Consider the following 23,513-nt stretch of genomic DNA (forward strand, 5'->3'; position numbering starts at 1 on the left):
GTTTTGTTGACGTTTACGTAAACGTCAATTATGTAATAAAAAGGCACCCTCCACATGAACGAACTGGAAATGCAGCTCCACTACCCGTTGGGCGAGGCGCTGGCGCCCGTGGGCGGCACGCTGGAAGTGGCACCTGGCGTGAAGTGGATACGCATGACCTTGCCCTTTGCGCTGAACCACATCAATTTGTGGCTGCTGCGCGATTGCATAGACGGTGTGGAGGGTTGGAGCATCGTTGATTGCTGTATCCACCGCGACGAGGCCAAGGCCCAGTGGGAATCGATATTTGCCAACGAACTGCAAGGCCTGCCCATCCTGCGAGTCATCGTCACACACATGCACCCCGACCACATTGGCCTGGCCGCTTGGCTGTGCGAAAAATGGAACGTCCGTTTGTGGATCAGCGCCACCGACTACCAAGTGGCGCGCATGGGTTGCATGGGGCCGACCGGCTTTGGTGGTGACCGTGCGGCGGAGTATTTCGCGTCCCACGGGCTGAACAGCCCCGAAGCCGTGGAGCAGATCAAGGGCCGCACCGGCTACTTTCCGTCCCTGGTGCCCTCCGTGCCACCCCAGTACCGGCGGCTGATGGACGGAATGGTGCTGAACATTGGTGGGCGCGCGTGGCGCTGTATCAGCGGCTATGGCCATGCGCCGGAACATATTGCGCTGTACTGCTCGGAGCTGAATGTGCTGATCGGCGGCGACATGATGCTGCCCCGCATATCGACCAATGTCAGCGTCTACGAGCAGGAGCCCGAAGCCAATGCGTTGGTTCAGTTTCTGGATTCCATCGACAAATTCCGCGCGCTGCCTGAAGACACGCTGGTGCTGCCGTCACACGGCAAGCCTTTCACCGGCATGCACACCCGCATCCAGCAACTGCACGACCACCACCGCGACCGCCTGGCCGAGGTGATGGACGCGTGCACCGCGCGCGCCTGCAGTGCCTTTGACATACTGCCGGTGATGTTCAAACGCGAGTTGGACATGCACCAGACCACGTTTGCGATGGGCGAAGCCGTGGCGCATCTGCATGCGCTGTGGTTTGACGGCAAATTGCAGCGCACGCAGGATGTGCAAGGCGTCTACCGCTTTGCGCCCACTGCGGCGGCCTAACCAAGGCCCTGCGTGCTTCAGTGCCACACAGGCACAGCTGGCTGCACCCCATCGGCACCCCAGCCCGTAGCCGGGCGCTCGCGCAGGCGCTGGATCAACGCGCCCGCTGCATCGACGCCACGCAGGGCCGGCTCAGCTTGCACCACCGACGCCAGTCCGTAGACGACGCGGTCATCCACCTGCAGCACATGCTCCACCAGGCTGGTGATGTCGGCCATGGTGATACCCGACACATCGTCCGGGCGGATCGCGGCGTCTGGCCGCCCATGGCGTAAGCGGATCTTCGCAAATCTGCCCTGGGCAACCGCCGCGAGAGACAGCAGGCCCAAGGGGCGCAGCAGATGCTCCAGCATCTGCACCCGAAGTTGCTCAGGTGCTGCACAAAACACAGCGCCTACCAGTTGCGGCAGCGATCGGGCTGTGGGGTCCTGCCAAGGGGTGCGCGCCGCCCCAGGGCCGGCGGGGCGACGCAAGTCTGTAGGGTAGGAAATGGGGTTCTGGTTTTTGCCGTGCACTCCTGAATGCATGGTTTGCTTCTCCTCCATCGTGCATGCCGTGCGCCGCAGATGCAGCGCACGGCGCCTCAACCGGGTGGCTGTTCGCCTAACCCAGGCTGATGGGTACCAACAACGTGTTATCGCCGCGCAGTACGCGCAGCGCATGTTTACCGGACTTGGCAGCCTGTACCCGCAGCTTCTCTGCGTCGGACACCATTTCTCCGTCCACGGACAGGATGACGTCGCCGGGCTGCAGACCAGCGCTCTGGGCAGGGCCGGTTGCGACGCTTTCCACGACCAGGCCCGACGGCACCTTGGTTTCACGCCGCTCGGCTGGCGTCAACGGCCGCACTGCAAGGCCCAGCTTGCCCTTGTCCTCGTCCGTGGCCTTTGCCTGGGCGGTTGCGCCACCGATCTCGCCCACGGCGATGGACACTTGCCGGGGTTTGCCGCGGCGCCAGACCTGGGCCGTGACGCGGGAACCGGGCGACACATCCGACACCAGGGGCGGCAGCTCGCCCGAGCGGCTGATCGTCGTGCCGTCAAACTGGGTGATTACATCACCGGGCTCGATACCCGCCCGCTCGGCAGGGCTGTCTTTCTCCACCGAGCTGACCAGGGCGCCCTGGGGCTTGTCCAGCCCAAACGATTCGGCCAGATCGGGCGTGACCTCCTGGATGGAGATACCCAAGCGCCCACGGCTGACCTTTCCATGGTCCAGCAGCTGCCGTTCGACCTTCATCGCCACATCAATGGGTATGGCAAATGACAGGCCCTGGTAGCCGCCGCTGCGGCTGTAGATCTGCGAGTTGATGCCAATCACTTCGCCACGCATATTGAACAGCGGGCCGCCCGAGTTGCCGGGGTTGATGGCCACATCGGTCTGCAAGAAGGGCACATAACCGTCGTCCGGCAAAGTACGCGACTTGGCGGACACGATGCCTGCGGTGATGGTGTTCTCAAAACCGAAGGGCGAGCCTATCGCCACCACCCATTCACCAACCCGGCTCTGCTTGGGGTCCCCGATCTTGACGACGGGCAGGTCCTTGGCATCGATCTTCAGCACAGCAACATCGGAGAGCTTGTCGATGCCTATGACCTTGGCCTTGAACTCCCGCTTGTCACTGAGCTTGACCATCACCTCGTCCGCGTCCGACACCACGTGCGCATTCGTCAGCACCACGCCGTCGGACCGCACGATAAAGCCCGAGCCCTGTCCGTGCGTTGGGATGTCTCCGCGCCCGCGTGGACCCTGAAAGCGCTTGAAGAACTCCTGGAACGGATCATTCGGATCCATCTGCGGAAAGCCGGGGAAGCCCGAGAACGCGGCCTTGACCTTGCCGGACACGCTGACGTTGACCACGGCAGGCGCCTGCTGGGCTGCAATGTCCGAGAAATCCGGCAGCGCCGCCCCCGCATGGGTAACCAGTGCGGATGCCGTAGGCACCTGGGCGGCCGTGTCGCCGTGGTTCTGGGTCTTTTGAGAGTACGCATAGCCGCCCATAAACGCGGTTGCGAGCGACAACGCCGCGCAGGCGATGCCCCATTGGATGAATGTTTTTTTCCTCACTTCCATGATTGGCAACTCCAAAACAAAACGTGCGCGCGGCGTATCAAGCCACTTGCACTTCTATCTTGCGTGGTTTGACATGTTCCACCTTGGGAATGTGCAGGCGCAACACCCCGTTGCGGAACTCGGCCGCCACCTTGCTGCGGTCCAACTCCTTGCCCAGCGTGAACGTGCGCCGGTACCGGGGGTATGGCACTTCGACGTGGCTGGCCTGCAGGTCCTTGACCCAGGGCAGGCTGACGTCGCCATCGATGAACAGCGTGTCGGACTCCACACGGATGCGCAGCTTGTCCTTGGGCACGCCCGGCAAGTCGGCATATAGCGTAATGCCTGAGGAATCCTCCACCACGTCCACCAAGGGCACTGTGGCGCCGTCTTCGCCGGAGTCGCTGGTCTGCTCTTTGCTGATGTTCTTTTCGATCATGGTTACTGCTCCTTCAGTGGTACGAGGTTTCGCTACTGGATTTCAATCTGGCGGCGCTGTGCCGACTCGCGGCGCTTGACGCTGACGCTGAGGATGCCGTCCACATACCGGGCGGTGACCTGCGTCGGGTCCACGTCATCGGACAGACTGACGGCACGGCGGAACTTGCCGGCAAAGCGCTCGTGGATGTGCACGGCCGCATCCCGACTCTCCGGCGCGAGGTCGGATTGGCGCTCGCCGGACACGGTCAACACGCCACGCTCTATGGTCACGTCAATCGATTTGGGGTCCAGGCCCGGCGCAAATGCGTAGATATCCACCGAGTCGGGTGTGCCGCCAATATTCAAGGCCGGAAAATCGGTGCGCCCCTCGCCGCGGATGTTGGACGTGGTGGTGCCCGCATACCGTTGGAATTGGCGCTGCAGGCGACCCAACTCCGACAGCAGATCACTGGATGTGTAGGTTCGGTACATAGCTGGTCTCCAAGAGGGCCGCCGGCCCGTCCGGCGGCTTCATGGCGAGAAATTGGGGCGCTGTTTTTTGATTTCAAGGGCCGACATTGAGCCGAAATGCAGTCGAGTGGACCGCATCGTCTGGACACGTGGCTGCGCCCATCCACGGCGCTGCTGCGTGGTAGCAGGAGGCGCTAGTTACCGATCACCACTTCGGTATCGCGTCATCCTTGAGCTGTCCGCGCAGCTCGGCATAGTCGGGCACCACGCTGCGCACGGTGTCCCAGAAGCGGGAGCTGTGGTCCATGACGCGCAGATGACTCAGCTCATGGGCGACGACGTAGTCGATGACCGCCGGGCGGAAGTGGACCAGGCGCCAGTTCAACCGGATGGATCCGTCGGACTTGGCGCTGCCCCAGCGGGTGCCGGCATTGCTCAGACTGAGCTTGGTCCACTGCACCTGCAGTTGCGGTGCAAAGTGGGTCAGGCGCTCCAGAAAATGCTGGCGTGCCTGGCGCATCAACCAGGCCTGCACGGCATCGCGGATCTGCTCGGGCGTGGCGGTCTTGGGCAGGCCCACGCGCAGCGCGCGGGGCTGTGCACCGTGCGCTGCAGCGTCCAGTTGTGCACCGACCGCGCCGAAGTTGTGGGCCGGGTCCAGCACCACCTGGATGCTGTCGCCCAACCAGGGCAAGACCACGCCATCGCGCCAGTCAATGCGGGCCTCGTGCTGGCGGGCCTGGCGCTCGCGCGATTCGCCGAGCTTGCGTGTAATCCACTGCGATTTTTCGTGCAGCGCAGCTTCCACTTCAAATATCGGTGTCCACTTGGGCGCACGCACCACCAGACCGTCCGGCCCGACAACAAAACCTATCGTGCGCCGCTTGGCGCGCTGGAAAAGATAGCCTACCGTGGCATCGCCCAGCCGCAATTCGCGGTTGGCGCGCGGGTGGGTGAAGGTCGCTGGAATGATAGCCTGGTCCAGCGGCTGGGCCAGCTTGTGGCTGACGCCGGGGGAAGGCGGTGCAACCGGGTGGGCAACTGCAGGCGCTATAGTTTCAGGAGCGGCTTGTGGGCGCGCCACGGGGGCTAGCGCGTCAAACAGGTCCAAGGTGTACTGGAAAAATTCGCGCATGGTGGGTACCCATCACTGGTAAGCCTCGGGATCCAGGCGCCGCATCTCGGCTTCGATCCAGTTCTCCACCTCCTGCATCAGCTCTTTGTGGTGGCGGCCCTCGCTAGGAATGGGCTTGCCGATGGATACATCCACCACACCGGGGGTCTTGATGAAGGCCTTGCGCGGCCAGCATTTGGCTGACGTCACCGCAATCGGGATCACCGGTGCGCCGGTCTGCACAGCCAGACGCGTGCCGCTGGTCTCGTAGACGCCCTTTTGGCCGCGTGCCATGCGTGTACCTTCCGGGAACATGATGATCCACGTGCCCTGTGCCAGCCTCTCCTTACCCTGCGACACGACCTTTTTAAAGGCCTGGGTGCGCAGGCTGCGGTCGATATAAATCATGTCCAGCAGGCCGATTGCCCAGCCGAAGAACGGCACGTAGAGCAGTTCTTTCTTGAAGACGTAGGCCAAAGGATGCGGCATCAACGCCGGCATCAAGAAGGTCTCCAGCGTGGACTGGTGTTTGACCAGCAGCACGGCGGGGCTCTTCTGGCCGGTGGGAAGGTTCTCCATGCCGGTGACCCGGGTGTGTATGCCCAGCAGCACGCGCGCACTTCCGATACTGCTCAAGCCCAGCCAGGCGGACGCGATACGGTAACGGTAGCTGCGGTCCAAGCGCAGCACCGCCACACCAATGATGGCCAACGTGTAGGGAATCACGGTCAGCACCATCCAAGCCATGTGTACGAGCGATCGAAAAAAGGACATAGTTAGAAAAATGAGCCTTTAGCCCTCGTATTCATTAGTTATGGCGCTACCAAAAGTGGAGCGCTACAGATCGTACTGGGAAGGGCGCATGTCCTGCATGACCAGGTATTCGACAAAGGCCGCCAGATCCTGGTGCACAACGGTATCGGCCGGATAGCCCTCGGGCAAGGGCCGTCCGCCCAAGGCTACGGCTTTTCCGGTCAGGACCAAGTGTGGTTCACAACCGGCCGTAACGGCAGACACCAAGTCGCGCGGGGCATCCCCCACGGCTGGAACACCTTTCAGCGAAATGCCGTAGCGCTCGCCAATCTGCTCGAACAGGCCCGGCTCCGGCTTGCGGCAGCGGCAGCCCTCGTCAGGCGCATGGGGGCAGTAGAAGATGGCATCCACCCGACCACCGACCGCTGCCAGCATGGTGTGCATCTTGGCGTGCATGGCGTTGAGCGATGCCACATCAAACAGACCTCGCCCCAAGCCGGACTGGTTGGTCGCCACCACCACATGCCACCCCGCATGGTTGAGCCGGGCAATGGCTTCCAGCGCACCGGGCAGCGGCTGCCACTCGGACGGGGACTTGACGAAGTCGGCACTGTCTTCGTTGATGGTGCCGTCGCGGTCGAGGATGACGAGTTTCATAGGCTGTGGCATCCGCTTGTTGTTGCTAAGTGGCCAACTTGGAAAGGTCGGCCACACGGTTCATGGCCACGTGCAAGCTACTGAGCAGGCCCAAGCGGTTCAGGCGCAGGTCCATTGCTTCGGCATTGACCATGACGTCTTCAAAGAAGGCGTCAACGGGCATGCGCAGCGCCGCAAGGGATTGCAGCGACGCGGTGTAGTCACCTGCCTCCCACTGCTTGTGGGCTGCGGGCAGCACGGTTTGCATGGCGGCGTACAAGGCCTTTTCGGCGGCCTCTTGCAACAGCACTTCGCTGACATGCGGGTCGACTGCGCCATCGGCCTTTTTGAGGATATTGCCAATGCGCTTGTTGGCCGCGGCCAGGGCCGGGCTTTCGGGCAAAGCAGCGAAGGTGCGTACGGCTGCCAGGCGCTTGGGCACGTCGCCCAGACGTTGGGGGCGCAGCGCGAGGACGGCGTCAACCTCTTGTGCGCTATAGCCTTGTTCGCGCAGGGAGCCGGCCAGGCGGTCGTAGATGAAGGTGAGCAGGTTGGCGACGGTATCTTCATCAATTTTGATCCGAGGGAGATCGCGCCCTTCCATCAACATCGTCAAGCCCCAGCGAATGCCACTATTGCTTTTCGCTTCTATATCGAAGACTGTTACACACGCCGTGAATAAATCCTCCACATCAAGTGCAAGATCTTTTTCGACAAGCATTCGCACCACGCCCAGCGCATGGCGGCGCAGCGCAAACGGATCCTTGTCACCGGTCGGCACATTGCCAATGCCGAACATGCCAACAAGCGTTTCCAACTTGTCAGCCAGCGCGACCACGACACCCACATCACCACGGGGCAATGTGTCACCCGCAAAGCGCGGTTTGTAGTGGTCTTCAATCGCATCGGCCACTGCTACTGGCAGCTTGTCGTTCAGCGCGTAGTAGCGGCCCATCGTGCCTTGCAGCTCGGGGAATTCACCGACCATGTCGGTCACCAGATCGGTCTTGGCCAGTTGCGCAGCCTGGTCGGCTTGCGCCACCAAAGTTGCATCGCCCAATTGTGCGGCAATGGCCTTGGCAATCGCACGCACACGCGCCACGCGCTCCCCTTGGCTGCCCAGTTTGTTGTGGTAGACCACTTTGGAGAGGCCGTCGACACGCGACTCCAGCGTCTTCTTGCGGTCCTGGTCAAAGAAGAATTTGGCATCGGCCAGGCGCGGGCGCACCACGCGTTCATTGCCGCCGATTACAAAGCTGGCGTCTTCCGGGTTGATGTTGCTGACCACCAGAAATTTGTTGGTCAGCTTGTTGGCCGCGTCCAGCAGCGGGAAGTACTTCTGGTTGGCCTTCATCGTCAGGATCAGGCACTCTTGCGGTACATCGAGAAACTCTTTTTCGAACTCGCAAATGAGTACGTTAGGGCGTTCGACCAGCGCCGTCACTTCGTCCAGCAAGGCGTCGTCTTCAATCGGCTTGCAGCCACCGCCGACCTTGGCCGCAGCGGCTGCCAGCTGGCGGACAATCTCGGCGCGGCGCTCGACAAAGCTGGCGATGACCGAGCCATCTTGCGCAAGCGTCACTGCATAACTGTCCGCATCCTTCAGCACCACGGGTGAAACCTTGGCCTCAAAGCGGTGGCCTTGGGTGCTGTTGCCGGCCTTGAGGCCCAGCGCCTGGACGGGCACCACATCGGCACCATGCAGAGCGATCAGGCTGTGCGCGGGGCGCACAAAGCTGACGCTGCTCCATCCGGGCAGTTCGCAACCACTTTCCAACTGGTAGGTCATGACCTTGGGAATGGGCAGCTTGGCAATGGCGTCTTCCAGTGCCTTCTGCAGGCCAACGGCCAGCGTGGCGCCTTTGACAGTGCTGTCATAGAACAGGGCTTCGGCCTTGCCATCGGGAGCGCGCTTCAAGCCCGCGACGGCGGAGGCGTCGGCACCCAAAGCTTGCAGCTTCTTAAGCAATGCGGGGCTTGCGTTGCCAGCGGCATCCAGACCCACGGCGACCGGCATCAGCTTTTGCGATACGGCCTTGTCTGCGGCCTGCGCTGCAACAGCGGTAACGTGCACAGCCAGACGGCGTGGTGAGGCGAAATGGGTGACCGCTGCGTCGGCGCTGGCCAAGCCTTGGGCTTTCAGCGCGTCCACCAGCACGGAAGCAAAGGCCTCACCCAATTTCTTGAGCGCCTTGGGGGGCAGCTCTTCGACAAACAGTTCAACGAGAAGGTTCTTGGTAGTCATATTCATTTTTTCCGCGGCCATCAGGCTTCCTTCTTCGGCGGCATTTGTGCGACCCATTCGCGTGGCGCCAAGGGGAAGCCCAGGCGCTCGCGGCTCTCGTAATAACTCTGTGCAACGCCGCGCGCCAGGTTGCGTATGCGGCCTATGTAGGCAGCGCGTTCGGTGACGCTGATGGCGCCGCGGGCGTCCAGCAGGTTGAAGCTGTGCGCGCACTTGAGCACTTGTTCGTACGCTGGCAAAGCCAGTTGCTGTTCCATTAAATGCTTGGCCTGTTTCTCATGCGCAGTGAATGCGGTGAACAGGAAATCAGCGTCGCTGTGCTCAAAGTTGTAGGTCGATTGTTCGACCTCATTCTGCTTGTAGACATCGCCATAGCTCAGGCCATCGGTCCACGTCAGGTTGTAGACGTTGTCCACGCCCTGCAGGTACATGGCAAGGCGTTCCAGGCCATAGGTGATCTCGCCGGTGATGGGCTTGCAGTCAATACCGCCGACCTGTTGGAAGTAGGTGAACTGCGTCACTTCCATGCCGTTCAACCAGACTTCCCAGCCCAAGCCCCAAGCGCCGAGCGTGGGGTTTTCCCAATCGTCTTCGACAAAACGGATGTCGTTCTTTTTCAAGTCAAAGCCCAGCGCTTCGAGCGAGCCCAGGTACAGCTCCAGGATGTTGCTGGGCGCGGGCTTGAGCACCACTTGGTACTGGTAGTAGTGCTGTAGGCGGTTGGGGTTCTCGCCGTAGCGGCCATCCTTGGGGCGGCGGCTGGGTTGCACGTAAGCCGCCTTCCAGGGCTCAGGCCCGAGGGCGCGCAAAAAGGTCGCGGTGTGCGAGGTGCCGGCGCCGACTTCCATGTCGTAGGGTTGCAAGAGCGCGCAGCCCTGGTCGGCCCAATAGGCCTGCAATTTCAGGATGATTTGTTGAAATGTGAGCATGCCCCGATTTTACAGGGGCGAAACCACTAGACCGCCCTCGTCCGCCGTGCGTAAGCAGCTACCAAAATAATAGCAAGTGAAGCTATCCAGATGGGCCACAAGCCCAGGCGCGCCACCCACCATGCAAACGGTGTGGTGCCTGTGCGGCCCTGGACCTCACCCACCAGCACGCCGCGGGTGGAGCGCGGCAGGGAATGCGTGACGCGGCCGGTGTGGTCAATGATGACGGTAGCGCCGGTATTGGTAGCGCGCAGCATGGGGCGCCCAAATTCCAAGGCCCGCATGCGGCTGATCTGCAAGTGCTGGTCGATGGCAACCGAGTCGCCGAACCAGCCGATATTGCTGACATTGACGAAGATGGTCGGGGCAACGGCCGGGTCCAGAAAGCGTGCGCCCAGCTCCTCACCAAACAGATCTTCGTAGCAGATGTTCAGGGCCAATCGCTGGCCCATCCACGGGTAAGAGGCCTGACCTATGGCGCCGCGGTTGAAGTCGCCCAGCGGGATATTCATCATCTGCGTGAACCAGCGGAACAACGGAGGAATGAACTCGCCAAAGGGCACCAGATGGTGCTTGTCGTACCGCCACTCCTGCGTCCGGTTGGGGCTGAAGGCAAACACCGAGTTGGTATACCCTTCTCGCATGTTCCCCCAGGGTGAACCAACCAGCGCGGCCTGACCACCCCTGGCAAAGCGGGTAGCGAGCGCGTCCCAGTAGCCATCTGGCAGGTCCTGGGGGAGTACGGGCAGCGCGGTCTCAGGCGCAACGACCAAGTCGGTGGCGCTGCGATTCAATTCATTGCCGTACCAACGCAAGGCCAATGGGATGCCGGAGCCACTTTGGAATTTTTCATCTTGGGGGATGTTGCCCTGCAGCAGCGTCACTGACAGGCTGCCCGCCGCCTGCGACCAGGCTGGCTGCATCAATGGCACCAATGGCACCAGTGCGCCCATTCCAATCACCGCCGCAAGTGCAACGCGCAACACCGTTCCGCTGCGCCAGGCCAGCACCGCTCCGCAGGCCAGCCATGCAGCAAGTGCGCCCACGCCATAGGCGCCGAGCCAGGGTATAAAAACAGCCAGTGGCCCGGTAAGGTGCGCGTAGCCAATGGCGCCCCAGCCAAAGCCCGTCAGCCAGGTACCCCGTGCCATCTCAGCCATCGTCCACAACGCAGCGAAGGCCAGGCTGGCCAGCAAAGGACTATTTCCTTTCAAGCGCCAGTACAAACTGCAAGCTGCCGCGTAGTACAGCCCCAGGGCTGCCGCCAGTGATGCGATGGCAACTGCAGTCAACACACTGTTCAGCCCGGCGTAGGTGTGCATGGAGATGTATAGCCACCAGAACGTCGCACACAACCATGTGGTCGCGAACAGCAGCCCCCAAGCCGCCGCCGCCTTCGCACTGGCACTGCGGTGCAGCACACCTACAAGCGCCCCCAAGGCTGCGCACTGCAGCCACCACACGGACTGCCCGGTTTCGAATCCAAAGGAAAAAGGCCAGCTAACCCCCGCAGACTGCGCGTAAGCAGCTACCAAAACAATAGCAGTCTTGAACAAAGAAGACTCGGGGCGGAGCGACCCGGGCTCCGTCTCCACTACGCCGTCAGCCATCCACATCCGCAGCAGGCGAGACCTTGAACCACTTTACGGCACCGCCTTTGGTGTGCAGCACCAGGAAATCCAGCCCGCTGAGCGAATAGCGTTCGCCACGCTTGGGCACGTGGCCCATCTGGTGGGCAATCAGCCCGCCAATAGTGTCAAAGTGCTGCTCGGAATCGGCGCCGTTCAAGGCGACGGAGAAGGCATCGTTGACGCGCTCGATGGGCGTGTCGCCGCTGACGCGGTAGGTGCGGTCGGCCAGTGCAAAGATGTCGCCTGCGTCTTCGGCGATGTCGAATTCATCTTCGATTTCGCCAACGATCTGCTCCAACACGTCCTCGATGGTGATTAAGCCCGCCACACGGCCAAACTCGTCGATGACGATAGCCAAGTGGTTGCGAGTGCCGCGAAAATCGCGCAGCAAGTCGTTAAGGCCTTTGGTCTCGGGCACGAACACGGCGGGGCGCAATAGCGCGCGAATATTGAGCTCTGGTGCGCGCTGCAGCTTCAACAGGTCCTTGGCCAACAGGATACCGATGACGTTTTCCCGTTCGCCCTCGTAAACCGGAAAGCGTGAGTGTGCAGTGTCGATGACGGTATGCATCAACTCGTCCATCGGGGACTGGATATTGAGCATGTCCATGCGCGTGGCGGCAACCATCACATCGCCTGCGGTCATGTCGGCCATACGTATCACGCCCTCAAGCATGACGCGCGAATCGGCGGCGATGATGTTGTTGTCCTCCGCCTCCGCCAGCGTCTCTATGAGCTCGGCGGTCGAATCGGGGCCTGGGTGAATGAACTCGGCCAGCTTGCGCAAAAAGGTACGCTTGTCTTCTTTGTCGGGCGTACGCGCGGGGTGTGGGTCTGACACTGACATGGGGGCAACAGGTTGCCTTTGTTTCGGACCCTCAAGGATAGCGGATTTGCGTGACCGCCCAACTCGGCTGGCTACTGGCGTCAGGGGGAGCTGCGGCTCTGCGCGTCGATGGCATTGCGCCGAACTTCCTGCACGTCAGCCAGGAAACTCCAGAATTGTTTCGCCTGGACTTTGATGCGGTAGTCGGTTTGAGCGACCTGCTCTTCAATTAGCTCGGTCATCTGGCTGTCAAACGTTGCTCGTGGCAAGTGCAAGTAGGCTTCGGATTCGGTGCCCTCGCGCTCGACCTTTGCGCCAGCATTGCGCGCGATCTTCAGCATTGCGGCGTTTTCGCTGAGCGCATGAATGAAGAGCAGGTTGATGCCGTCGTTTGTAGCGTGCATCGCGGCCCGCTCAAACAATCGCGCACCGTAGCCGCGACCGCGTGCGGTTGGTAATACGGAGACGCCGAACTCGGCGCAGGCCTGGTGGTTCTTGTCCGCAGCCTGCGCAAGGTGGGCCATTGCAATCAGTTCGAGTTTGCGGTTGTAGATGCCGAAGATCTCGTCGCGCTCGAAGTTCAGCCCGTCGACGTAACGCTGGATATGCTCGTCTTGCGCCAGATAACCGAACCGCAGGTAACGATCCTGCTGGTCCAGCGACAACAGGTGTTTGGCAATACGGTCACGGTGGTTCGCGCCGAGGGAGCGGATGGGGATCAATAGAGGAGCTGGGCGCTTGGAGGGCAGTTGGTCCTGTCCGTCCTGCGGGGGGCGTAAAAAGTCACGCCCCACTTCCAAGGAGGCTTTAATAAGCTGAGTTGCAGAGCGCATCTTTCGAATATACGGGTTTTCCCTAGTCTCTGCACCCCAAAGACGCTTATTCTGCTACTTCTATGCTTCTGCCGGCTTAGCGTTTCTGTACACTGGTTAGCGTATGGACGCAGCAAACACGATACGGGACGCAGTTGCACGGGTAAGCGCCCTTCGGGCGGAAGCGGGTCATAAACCTGGCCTTCGCGCGGCTTTGGTCACTATTAAGGCGCTACAAGCCCAACGATTTGCCGGCACATATGCCGATTTACTGCGCTCTGACGAGTATGGCGCCGCCGCGCGGTTCTTTTTGGAAGATTTGTACAGCGACAAGGACTATTCGCAGCGCGATGCCCAATTTTCACGCATTGCGGGCGCTTTGCAGCGTCTGTTTCCACAACAAGTGACTTCTACGGCTGTCGCGCTGGCGCAGCTGCACCTGTTGACCGAGGAACTGGACTGGCGGATGGCTGTGCAATGGGCTGGCCGTGGGGACGTTCCCGCAAACGATGCTGCCGCGCAATATGTTGCCTGTTGGCGAGCCACCGCGGGCTTTGACGACCGAAAGCGGCAGTTGAATGTAGTGTTAAACGTCGGCAAAGACTTAGACCGCCTGACCCGCACACCTGGATTACGGTTGATGCTGCGAATGATGCGGGGGCCTGCAAGAGCCGCCGGGTTAGGTTCGTTGCAAGATTTTCTTGAAACCGGCTTTGATACGTTTGCGAAGATGACAGGCAAAGGGCGAAGTGCTGAAGTTTTCCTCGCGACCATTCAAACACGCGAGTCCGCCTGGATTGAGGGTTTGTCACATGGGGACTCCTCGTTGTGGGTATCAGATCTTCACGCGTGTCTGGCTAAGAGCCACTGACGGACGATGAGGACCTGAGGCCGCTCGATCGATCTCGACAAATAAAAGACCAAAAAAAACGCCCAGTCTTTCGACTGGGCGTTTTCGGTTTAATAGTCTGACGATGACCTACTTTCACACGGGAACCCGCACTATCATCGGCGCTGAAGCGTTTCACTGTCCTGTTCGGGATGGGAAGGAGTGGTACCACTTCGCTATGGTCGTCAGACATAACTGTTTGCCATCTTGATTTGGAATGAACCAGTCAAGACGACCAATTTATAGAGCTAATCAGCTTCATCGATTTAACGAACCTACGAGTAATTGCTTACTGGCAGGATTTTTGAATGCGTCAACTTGGCATAACTTCCTTGAGACACTTTCGTGAATCAAAGTTATAGGGTCAAGCCGCACGAGCAATTAGTATCAGTTAGCTTAACGCATTACTGCGCTTCCACACCTGACCTATCAACGTCCTGGTCTTGAACGACTCTTTAGGGGGCTCAAGGCCCCGGCAGATCTCATCTTGAAACGAGTTTCCCGCTTAGATGCTTTCAGCGGTTATCTCTTCCACACTTAGCTACTCGGCAATGCCACTGGCGTGACAACCGATACACCAGAGGTGTGTCCACTCCGGTCCTCTCGTACTAGGAGCAGGCTTCCTCAAATCTGCAGCGCCCACGGAAGATAGGGACCAAACTGTCTCACGACGTTTTAAACCCAGCTCACGTACCTCTTTAAATGGCGAACAGCCATACCCTTGGGACCGGCTACAGCCCCAGGATGAGATGAGCCGACATCGAGGTGCCAAACACCGCCGTCGATATGAACTCTTGGGCGGTATCAGCCTGTTATCCCCAGAGTACCTTTTATCCGTTGAGCGATGGCCCTTCCATACAGAACCACCGGATCACTATGTCCTGCTTTCGCATCTGCTCGACTTGTCAGTCTCGCAGTTAAGCACGCTTATGCCATTGCACTATCGTCACGATGTCCGACCGTAACTAGCGTACCTTCGAACTCCTCCGTTACGCTTTGGGAGGAGACCGCCCCAGTCAAACTGCCTACCATGCACTGTCCCCGATCCAGATAATGGACCTAGGTTAGAACCTCAAACACACCAGGGTGGTATTTCAACGTTGGCTCCATAAGATCTAGCGACCCTACTTCAAAGCCTCCCACCTATCCTACACAGATCTGTTCAAAGTCCAATACAAAGCTACAGTAAAGGTTCATGGGGTCTTTCCGTCTTTCCGCGGGGAGATTGCATCATCACAAACATTTCAACTTCGCTGAGTCTCAGGAGGAGACAGTGTGGCCATCGTTACGCCATTCGTGCAGGTCGGAACTTACCCGACAAGGAATTTCGCTACCTTAGGACCGTTATAGTTACGGCCGCCGTTTACTGGGACTTCAATCAAGAGCTTGCACCCCATCATTTAATCTTCCAGCACCGGGCAGGCGTCACACCCTATACGTCCACTTTCGTGTTTGCAGAGTGCTGTGTTTTTAATAAACAGTCGCAGCCACCGATTTTTTGCAACCTCATTGGGCTCCCCAAGTAAATGGTTCACCTACTAAAGGCACACCTTCTTCCGAAGTTACGGTGTCAATTTGCCGAGTTCCTTCTCCTGAGTTCTCTCAAGCGCCTTAGAATACTCATCTCGCGCACCAGTGTCGGTTTGCGGTACGGTCGTGTGTAGCTGAAGCTTAGTGGCTTTTCCTGGAAGCAGGGTATCACTCACTTCGTCTGCAAGCAGACTCGTTATCACCCCTCATCTAAGCCCGGCGGATTTACCTACCAGGCACGACTACAGGCTTGAACCAACATATCCAACAGTTGGCTGAGCTAACCTTCTCCGTCCCCACATCGCACTACACATCGGTACAGGAATATTGACCTGTTTCCCATCAGCTACGCATCTCTGCCTCGCCTTAGGGGCCGACTCACTCTACGCCGATGAACGTTGCGTAGAAAACCTTGCGCTTACGGCGAGGGGGCTTTTCACCCCCTTTAACGCTACTCATGTCAGCATTCGCACTTCTGATACCTCCAGCAGGGTTTACACCACCACCTTCACAGGCTTACAGAACGCTCTCCTACCACTTGCAATAAATTGCAAATCCGCAGCTTCGGTAACTGGCTTAGCCCCGTTACATCTTCCGCGCAGGACGACTCGATCAGTGAGCTATTACGCTTTCTTTAAATGATGGCTGCTTCTAAGCCAACATCCTGACTGTTTTAGCCTTCCCACTTCGTTTCCCACTTAGCCAATTTTAGGGACCTTAGCTGGCGGTCTGGGTTGTTTCCCTCTTGAGTCCGGACGTTAGCACCCGGTGCTCTGTCTCCCAGGCTGTACTCGACGGTATTCGGAGTTTGCATTGGTTTGGTAAGTCGCCATGACCCCCTAGCCAAAACAGTGCTCTACCCCCGTCGGTAATACCTGAGGCACTACCTAAATAGTTTTCGGAGAGAACCAGCTATTTCCAAGTTTGTTTAGCCTTTCACCCCTATCCACAGCTCATCCGCTAGTTTTGCAACACTAGTCGGTTCGGACCTCCAGTACCTGTTACGGCACCTTCATCCTGGCCATGGATAGATCACTTGGTTTCGGGTCTACACCCAGCGACTTGACGCCCTATTCGGACTCGATTTCTCTACGGCTTCCCTATTCGGTTAACCTTGCCACTGAATGTAAGTCGCTGACCCATTATACAAAAGGTACGCAGTCACCCCTTGCGAGGCTCCTACTTTTTGTAAGCACACGGTTTCAGGATCTATTTCACTCCCCTCCCGGGGTTCTTTTCGCCTTTCCCTCACGGTACTAGTTCACTATCGGTCAATGATGAGTATTTAGCCTTGGAGGATGGTCCCCCCATATTCAGACAGGATTTCTCGTGTCCCGCCCTACTTGTCGCAAGCTCAGTACCACACAGGTCATTTCACGTACGGGGCTATCACCCGCTATGGCCAGCATTTCCAGGCTGTTCCGTTATGTCTTGTGCTATCACTTGCAGGCTTCTCCGATTTCGCTCGCCACTACTTTCGGAATCTCGGTTGATGTCTTTTCCTCGAGCTACTGAGATGTTTCAGTTCACCCGGTTCGCCTCGCATACCTATGTATTCAGTATGCGATACCTTTGCAGGTGGGTTTCCCCATTCGGAAATCTCCGGATCAAAGCTAATTTGCCAGCTCCCCGAAGCTTATCGCAGGCTATCACGTCCTTCGTCGCCTATCATTGCCAAGGCATCCACCATGTGCTCTTATTCACTTGACCCTATAACTTTGACGTTTCTTTCGAAACTACATCGTTGTTTTCAAGGAATGTTTGATTGGTCTTTCACCAATCGCGTTATGCCGTAAATGACGCCACTCTCTACTTACGTAAAAAGCTCGTCTAACTTACTTTCGAATTTCAAACAAAGTTTGATATTCAGTTTGACGCAATCAAAAATTGTTGCTAACAACTGGGTGAGGCACGGTCTGCACTAAACCTTTACGAATGTGCAGTTTCCCCACGCAGCTTAAAGTTAGCAACGCTGATTAAACTCTATAAATTGTTAAAGAACAGCCGATTGATCAAGAAATCTCGATCAACAACAAAGCAGCCTTTTTATTCCGAAGAACACAAAGCTACTTTGGTGTTGAATACCCAAGTATTCGATAAGTCATTAAAAGATTGGTGGAGGTGACAGGACTCGAACCCGCTACCTACTGCTTGCAAAGCAGCCGCTCTCCCAGCTGAGCTACACCCCCAATTCCACAAGGAATTCTAAATTCTAGCCAGAAGGGCGTTGTACGACAATGGTGGGTCTGGTTGGTCTCGAACCAACGACCCCTGCGTTATCAACACAGTGCTCTAACCAACTGAGCTACAGACCCAAGCCGGTCACTTATGACCACAGCCTAAGCAATAGTCGTCAGCGACAACCTTCCAACAACCGATAAGTGTGAGCGTTCAAATTAGATTGCAGTTTCCAGAAAGGAGGTGATCCAGCCGCACCTTCCGATACGGCTACCTTGTTACGACTTCACCCCAGTCACGAACCCTGCCGTGGTAATCGCCCTCCTTACGGTTAGGCTAACTACTTCTGGCAGAACCCGCTCCCATGGTGTGACGGGCGGTGTGTACAAGACCCGGGAACGTATTCACCGTGACATTCTGATCCACGATTACTAGCGATTCCGACTTCACGTAGTCGAGTTGCAGACTACGATCCGGACTACGACTGGCTTTGTGGGATTAGCTCCCCCTCGCGGGTTGGCAACCCTTTGTACCAGCCATTGTATGACGTGTGTAGCCCCACCTATAAGGGCCATGAGGACTTGACGTCATCCCCACCTTCCTCCGGTTTGTCACCGGCAGTCTCATTAGAGTGCCCAACTAAATGTAGCAACTAATGACAAGGGTTGCGCTCGTTGCGGGACTTAACCCAACATCTCACGACACGAGCTGACGACAGCCATGCAGCACCTGTGTTACGGTTCTCTTTCGAGCACTAAGCCATCTCTGGCGAATTCCGTACATGTCAAAGGTGGGTAAGGTTTTTCGCGTTGCATCGAATTAAACCACATCATCCACCGCTTGTGCGGGTCCCCGTCAATTCCTTTGAGTTTCAACCTTGCGGCCGTACTCCCCAGGCGGTCAACTTCACGCGTTAGCTTCGTTACTGAGTCAGTGAAGACCCAACAACCAGTTGACATCGTTTAGGGCGTGGACTACCAGGGTATCTAATCCTGTTTGCTCCCCACGCTTTCGTGCATGAGCGTCAGTACAGGTCCAGGGGATTGCCTTCGCCATCGGTGTTCCTCCGCATATCTACGCATTTCACTGCTACACGCGGAATTCCATCCCCCTCTACCGTACTCTAGCTATACAGTCACAAATGCAGGTCCCAGGTTGAGCCCGGGGATTTCACATCTGTCTTATATAACCGCCTGCGCACGCTTTACGCCCAGTAATTCCGATTAACGCTTGCACCCTACGTATTACCGCGGCTGCTGGCACGTAGTTAGCCGGTGCTTATTCTTACGGTACCGTCATTAGCCCCCTGTATTAGAAGAGACCGTTTCGTTCCGTACAAAAGCAGTTTACAACCCGAAGGCCTTCGTCCTGCACGCGGCATTGCTGGATCAGGCTTTCGCCCATTGTCCAAAATTCCCCACTGCTGCCTCCCGTAGGAGTCTGGACCGTGTCTCAGTTCCAGTGTGGCTGGTCGTCCTCTCAGACCAGCTACAGATCGTCGCCTTGGTGGGCTTTTACCCCACCAACTAGCTAATCTGATATCGGCCGCTCCAATCGCGCGAGGTCTTGCGATCCCCCGCTTTCATCCGTAGATCGTATGCGGTATTAGCGTAGCTTTCGCTACGTTATCCCCCACGACTGGGCACGTTCCGATATATTACTCACCCGTTCGCCACTCGCCACCAGGATTGCTCCCGTGCTGCCGTTCGACTTGCATGTGTAAGGCATGCCGCCAGCGTTCAATCTGAGCCAGGATCAAACTCTATAGTTCGATCTTGAATTTTTTGCTCTTTCGAGCAACTCATAAACTGGAATTAACATGAACTTCATCACTGAAGTTCGCATTTCTTTTCATTCATGAGCGTTTGTAGGTCAGTTAAGACCTAGTTCCGAAGAACTTGGCAATCACCTTCAAACGCCCACGCTTATCGGCTGTAAATTTTTAATGAACCGAAGAGTTTTTACTTTCCTCGTTTGCCTCACCGTGATCAGCGAAGCCTTGAATTATGACACAGTTTTTATACTTTCGTCAAACTTCTTGAAAACTTTTTACGTTTCACTCAGTGCTAGCTCGTAGCACTGAGTGAAACGCCCAGTCTTTCGACTGGGCGTTTTCGGTTTAATAGTCTGACGATGACCTACTTTCACACGGGAACCCGCACTATCATCGGCGCTGAAGCGTTTCACTGTCCTGTTCGGGATGGGAAGGAGTGGTACCACTTCGCTATGGTCGTCAGACATAACTGTTTGCCATCTTGATTTGGAATGAACCAGTCAAGACGACCAATTTATAGAGCTAATCAGCTTCATCGATTTAACGAACCTACGAGTAATTGCTTACTGGCAGGATTTTTGAATGCGTCAACTTGGCATAACTTCCTTGAGACACTTTCGTGAATCAAAGTTATAGGGTCAAGCCGCACGAGCAATTAGTATCAGTTAGCTTAACGCATTACTGCGCTTCCACACCTGACCTATCAACGTCCTGGTCTTGAACGACTCTTTAGGGGGCTCAAGGCCCCGGCAGATCTCATCTTGAAACGAGTTTCCCGCTTAGATGCTTTCAGCGGTTATCTCTTCCACACTTAGCTACTCGGCAATGCCACTGGCGTGACAACCGATACACCAGAGGTGTGTCCACTCCGGTCCTCTCGTACTAGGAGCAGGCTTCCTCAAATCTGCAGCGCCCACGGAAGATAGGGACCAAACTGTCTCACGACGTTTTAAACCCAGCTCACGTACCTCTTTAAATGGCGAACAGCCATACCCTTGGGACCGGCTACAGCCCCAGGATGAGATGAGCCGACATCGAGGTGCCAAACACCGCCGTCGATATGAACTCTTGGGCGGTATCAGCCTGTTATCCCCAGAGTACCTTTTATCCGTTGAGCGATGGCCCTTCCATACAGAACCACCGGATCACTATGTCCTGCTTTCGCATCTGCTCGACTTGTCAGTCTCGCAGTTAAGCACGCTTATGCCATTGCACTATCGTCACGATGTCCGACCGTAACTAGCGTACCTTCGAACTCCTCCGTTACGCTTTGGGAGGAGACCGCCCCAGTCAAACTGCCTACCATGCACTGTCCCCGATCCAGATAATGGACCTAGGTTAGAACCTCAAACACACCAGGGTGGTATTTCAACGTTGGCTCCATAAGATCTAGCGACCCTACTTCAAAGCCTCCCACCTATCCTACACAGATCTGTTCAAAGTCCAATACAAAGCTACAGTAAAGGTTCATGGGGTCTTTCCGTCTTTCCGCGGGGAGATTGCATCATCACAAACATTTCAACTTCGCTGAGTCTCAGGAGGAGACAGTGTGGCCATCGTTACGCCATTCGTGCAGGTCGGAACTTACCCGACAAGGAATTTCGCTACCTTAGGACCGTTATAGTTACGGCCGCCGTTTACTGGGACTTCAATCAAGAGCTTGCACCCCATCATTTAATCTTCCAGCACCGGGCAGGCGTCACACCCTATACGTCCACTTTCGTGTTTGCAGAGTGCTGTGTTTTTAATAAACAGTCGCAGCCACCGATTTTTTGCAACCTCATTGGGCTCCCCAAGTAAATGGTTCACCTACTAAAGGCACACCTTCTTCCGAAGTTACGGTGTCAATTTGCCGAGTTCCTTCTCCTGAGTTCTCTCAAGCGCCTTAGAATACTCATCTCGCGCACCAGTGTCGGTTTGCGGTACGGTCGTGTGTAGCTGAAGCTTAGTGGCTTTTCCTGGAAGCAGGGTATCACTCACTTCGTCTGCAAGCAGACTCGTTATCACCCCTCATCTAAGCCCGGCGGATTTACCTACCAGGCACGACTACAGGCTTGAACCAACATATCCAACAGTTGGCTGAGCTAACCTTCTCCGTCCCCACATCGCACTACACATCGGTACAGGAATATTGACCTGTTTCCCATCAGCTACGCATCTCTGCCTCGCCTTAGGGGCCGACTCACTCTACGCCGATGAACGTTGCGTAGAAAACCTTGCGCTTACGGCGAGGGGGCTTTTCACCCCCTTTAACGCTACTCATGTCAGCATTCGCACTTCTGATACCTCCAGCAGGGTTTACACCACCACCTTCACAGGCTTACAGAACGCTCTCCTACCACTTGCAATAAATTGCAAATCCGCAGCTTCGGTAACTGGCTTAGCCCCGTTACATCTTCCGCGCAGGACGACTCGATCAGTGAGCTATTACGCTTTCTTTAAATGATGGCTGCTTCTAAGCCAACATCCTGACTGTTTTAGCCTTCCCACTTCGTTTCCCACTTAGCCAATTTTAGGGACCTTAGCTGGCGGTCTGGGTTGTTTCCCTCTTGAGTCCGGACGTTAGCACCCGGTGCTCTGTCTCCCAGGCTGTACTCGACGGTATTCGGAGTTTGCATTGGTTTGGTAAGTCGCCATGACCCCCTAGCCAAAACAGTGCTCTACCCCCGTCGGTAATACCTGAGGCACTACCTAAATAGTTTTCGGAGAGAACCAGCTATTTCCAAGTTTGTTTAGCCTTTCACCCCTATCCACAGCTCATCCGCTAGTTTTGCAACACTAGTCGGTTCGGACCTCCAGTACCTGTTACGGCACCTTCATCCTGGCCATGGATAGATCACTTGGTTTCGGGTCTACACCCAGCGACTTGACGCCCTATTCGGACTCGATTTCTCTACGGCTTCCCTATTCGGTTAACCTTGCCACTGAATGTAAGTCGCTGACCCATTATACAAAAGGTACGCAGTCACCCCTTGCGAGGCTCCTACTTTTTGTAAGCACACGGTTTCAGGATCTATTTCACTCCCCTCCCGGGGTTCTTTTCGCCTTTCCCTCACGGTACTAGTTCACTATCGGTCAATGATGAGTATTTAGCCTTGGAGGATGGTCCCCCCATATTCAGACAGGATTTCTCGTGTCCCGCCCTACTTGTCGCAAGCTCAGTACCACACAGGTCATTTCACGTACGGGGCTATCACCCGCTATGGCCAGCATTTCCAGGCTGTTCCGTTATGTCTTGTGCTATCACTTGCAGGCTTCTCCGATTTCGCTCGCCACTACTTTCGGAATCTCGGTTGATGTCTTTTCCTCGAGCTACTGAGATGTTTCAGTTCACCCGGTTCGCCTCGCATACCTATGTATTCAGTATGCGATACCTTTGCAGGTGGGTTTCCCCATTCGGAAATCTCCGGATCAAAGCTAATTTGCCAGCTCCCCGAAGCTTATCGCAGGCTATCACGTCCTTCGTCGCCTATCATTGCCAAGGCATCCACCATGTGCTCTTATTCACTTGACCCTATAACTTTGACGTTTCTTTCGAAACTACATCGTTGTTTTCAAGGAATGTTTGATTGGTCTTTCACCAATCGCGTTATGCCGTAAATGACGCCACTCTCTACTTACGTAAAAAGCTCGTCTAACTTACTTTCGAATTTCAAACAAAGTTTGATATTCAGTTTGACGCAATCAAAAATTGTTGCTAACAACTGGGTGAGGCACGGTCTGCACTAAACCTTTACGAATGTGCAGTTTCCCCACGCAGCTTAAAGTTAGCAACGCTGATTAAACTCTATAAATTGTTAAAGAACAGCCGATTGATCAAGAAATCTCGATCAACAACAAAGCAGCCTTTTTATTCCGAAGAACACAAAGCTACTTTGGTGTTGAATACCCAAGTATTCGATAAGTCATTAAAAGATTGGTGGAGGTGACAGGACTCGAACCCGCTACCTACTGCTTGCAAAGCAGCCGCTCTCCCAGCTGAGCTACACCCCCAATTCCACAAGGAATTCTAAATTCTAGCCAGAAGGGCGTTGTACGACAATGGTGGGTCTGGTTGGTCTCGAACCAACGACCCCTGCGTTATCAACACAGTGCTCTAACCAACTGAGCTACAGACCCAAGCCGGTCACTTAT

At 56.5% G+C, this 23,513-nt stretch carries 14 protein-coding genes, 4 tRNA genes and 5 rRNA genes; 2 read left to right on the top strand and 21 right to left on the bottom strand.

Going from position 1 to position 23,513, the window contains the following annotated elements; all coding sequences use genetic code 11:
- Positions 1 to 54 precede the first annotated feature (54 nt).
- Positions 55 to 1,119, top strand: a complete 1,065-nt coding sequence (locus AC097P_RS00250; RefSeq protein ID WP_479608376.1) for an MBL fold metallo-hydrolase — start codon at positions 55 to 57, stop codon at positions 1,117 to 1,119.
- A 17-nt stretch (positions 1,120 to 1,136) separates the two neighbouring features.
- Here AC097P_RS00250 and AC097P_RS00255 read toward each other — a convergent pair whose 3' ends face one another.
- The 12 genes from AC097P_RS00255 to AC097P_RS00310 all read right to left on the bottom strand — a co-directional run bounded on the left by AC097P_RS00255 (position 1,137) and on the right by AC097P_RS00310 (position 13,029).
- Positions 1,137 to 1,646, bottom strand: coding sequence for a hypothetical protein (locus tag AC097P_RS00255; RefSeq protein ID WP_479608377.1), 510 nt, complete (start codon positions 1,644 to 1,646; stop codon positions 1,137 to 1,139).
- Positions 1,647 to 1,722: 76 nt separating this feature from the next.
- A complete protein-coding gene (locus AC097P_RS00260; RefSeq protein WP_479609439.1) occupies positions 1,723 to 3,186 on the bottom strand; it encodes a DegQ family serine endoprotease in 1,464 nt (487 codons plus the stop codon).
- 43 nt (positions 3,187 to 3,229) lie between these two features.
- Positions 3,230 to 3,610 carry an Hsp20/alpha crystallin family protein gene (locus AC097P_RS00265; RefSeq protein WP_479608378.1) on the bottom strand — a complete coding sequence of 127 codons (381 nt, stop codon included), beginning with the start codon at positions 3,608 to 3,610 and terminating at the stop codon, positions 3,230 to 3,232.
- A gap of 32 nt (positions 3,611 to 3,642) precedes the next feature.
- Entirely contained in the window at positions 3,643 to 4,083 is a 441-nt protein-coding gene (locus AC097P_RS00270) for an Hsp20/alpha crystallin family protein (RefSeq protein WP_479608379.1), read from the bottom strand.
- 184 nt (positions 4,084 to 4,267) lie between these two features.
- Positions 4,268 to 5,197, bottom strand: a complete 930-nt coding sequence (locus AC097P_RS00275; RefSeq protein WP_479608380.1) for a M48 family metallopeptidase — start codon at positions 5,195 to 5,197, stop codon at positions 4,268 to 4,270.
- Positions 5,198 to 5,209: 12 nt separating this feature from the next.
- A complete protein-coding gene (locus tag AC097P_RS00280) occupies positions 5,210 to 5,950 on the bottom strand; it encodes a lysophospholipid acyltransferase family protein (protein WP_479608381.1) in 741 nt (246 codons plus the stop codon).
- 63 nt (positions 5,951 to 6,013) lie between these two features.
- Complete coding sequence (gmhB, locus tag AC097P_RS00285) at positions 6,014 to 6,586, bottom strand: D-glycero-beta-D-manno-heptose 1,7-bisphosphate 7-phosphatase (protein WP_479608382.1); 573 nt, start codon at positions 6,584 to 6,586, stop codon at positions 6,014 to 6,016.
- Between the two features lie 25 nt (positions 6,587 to 6,611).
- Entirely contained in the window at positions 6,612 to 8,867 is a 2,256-nt protein-coding gene (gene glyS / locus AC097P_RS00290) for a glycine--tRNA ligase subunit beta (protein WP_479608383.1), read from the bottom strand.
- On the bottom strand, positions 8,831 to 9,739 hold the full coding sequence (gene glyQ, locus AC097P_RS00295) for a glycine--tRNA ligase subunit alpha (protein WP_479608384.1): 909 nt from the start codon (positions 9,737 to 9,739) through the stop codon (positions 8,831 to 8,833). Before glyQ ends, glyS begins: the two co-directional genes overlap by 37 nt.
- A gap of 26 nt (positions 9,740 to 9,765) precedes the next feature.
- A complete protein-coding gene (gene lnt, locus AC097P_RS00300) occupies positions 9,766 to 11,349 on the bottom strand; it encodes an apolipoprotein N-acyltransferase (protein WP_479608385.1) in 1,584 nt (527 codons plus the stop codon).
- The gene (locus tag AC097P_RS00305) at positions 11,342 to 12,211 is read right to left on the bottom strand and encodes an HlyC/CorC family transporter (RefSeq protein WP_479609440.1); all 870 of its coding nucleotides are present in this window, start codon (positions 12,209 to 12,211) and stop codon (positions 11,342 to 11,344) included. Before AC097P_RS00305 ends, lnt begins: the two co-directional genes overlap by 8 nt.
- An 86-nt stretch (positions 12,212 to 12,297) precedes the next feature.
- Entirely contained in the window at positions 12,298 to 13,029 is a 732-nt protein-coding gene (locus tag AC097P_RS00310) for a GNAT family N-acetyltransferase (protein ID WP_479608386.1), read from the bottom strand.
- Positions 13,030 to 13,132: 103 nt separating this feature from the next.
- Here AC097P_RS00310 and AC097P_RS00315 point away from each other — a divergent pair, with 103 nt between their 5' ends.
- Positions 13,133 to 13,879, top strand: a complete 747-nt coding sequence (locus AC097P_RS00315; RefSeq protein WP_479608387.1) for an FFLEELY motif protein — start codon at positions 13,133 to 13,135, stop codon at positions 13,877 to 13,879.
- Between the two features lie 95 nt (positions 13,880 to 13,974).
- Here the strand turns inward: AC097P_RS00315 and rrf (AC097P_RS00320) are convergent.
- From rrf (AC097P_RS00320) to AC097P_RS00360, 9 genes are all read right to left on the bottom strand, one after another.
- Positions 13,975 to 14,087 (bottom strand): 5S ribosomal RNA (rrf, locus tag AC097P_RS00320).
- Positions 14,088 to 14,257: 170 nt separating this feature from the next.
- Positions 14,258 to 17,137, bottom strand: a 23S ribosomal RNA gene (locus AC097P_RS00325).
- 403 nt (positions 17,138 to 17,540) lie between these two features.
- Positions 17,541 to 17,616 (bottom strand) — tRNA-Ala (locus tag AC097P_RS00330).
- 49 nt (positions 17,617 to 17,665) lie between these two features.
- Positions 17,666 to 17,742: transfer RNA gene (locus AC097P_RS00335), tRNA-Ile, on the bottom strand.
- Positions 17,743 to 17,841: 99 nt separating this feature from the next.
- Positions 17,842 to 19,376 (bottom strand): 16S ribosomal RNA (locus tag AC097P_RS00340).
- Between the two features lie 354 nt (positions 19,377 to 19,730).
- Positions 19,731 to 19,843, bottom strand: a 5S ribosomal RNA gene (rrf, locus tag AC097P_RS00345).
- 170 nt (positions 19,844 to 20,013) lie between these two features.
- Positions 20,014 to 22,893 (bottom strand): 23S ribosomal RNA (locus AC097P_RS00350).
- The 16S, 23S and 5S rRNA genes sit together here with 4 tRNA genes alongside, the layout of an rRNA operon.
- 403 nt (positions 22,894 to 23,296) lie before the next feature.
- Positions 23,297 to 23,372 (bottom strand) — tRNA-Ala (locus tag AC097P_RS00355).
- A gap of 49 nt (positions 23,373 to 23,421) precedes the next feature.
- Positions 23,422 to 23,498, bottom strand: a tRNA-Ile gene (locus AC097P_RS00360).
- Between the last annotated feature and the right edge of the window lie 15 nt (positions 23,499 to 23,513).

It is taken from the genome of Rhodoferax sp. ZS1R8, assembly GCF_056521325.1.